Source organism: Kytococcus schroeteri (assembly GCF_002847825.1).
GTDB lineage: Bacteria > Actinomycetota > Actinomycetes > Actinomycetales > Dermatophilaceae > Kytococcus > Kytococcus schroeteri.
In genome coordinates, this window is sequence record NZ_PKIZ01000139.1 from 1 (window position 1) to 315 (window position 315).

At 64.1% G+C, this 315-nt stretch carries 1 pseudogene; it reads left to right on the plus strand.

The window, feature by feature from the left end:
• Positions 1-315, plus strand: a pseudogene (gene sufC, locus CYJ76_RS11885) (Fe-S cluster assembly ATPase SufC); the annotation flags it as partial.

Sequence of the window (315 nt, forward strand, 5' to 3'; positions counted from 1 at the left end):
TTCCGCCACCGCCGTGCGCGGCGAAGCACCGAAGATCCGCGAATGGGTCAAGGAGGCCCGCGGCGCGATGGAAGAGCTGGCGATCGACCCGTCGTTCTCCGAGCGCTCCATCAACGAGGGCTTCTCCGGTGGCGAGAAGAAGCGCCACGAGATCCTGCAGCTGGGTCTGCTGAAGCCGAAGTTCGCCATCCTGGACGAGACCGACTCCGGCCTGGACGTTGACGCGCTGCGTGTCGTCTCCGATGGCATCAACCGCTACCAGGAGCGTGAGAACGGCGGCGTGGTAATGATTACGCACTACCAGCGCATCCTGAA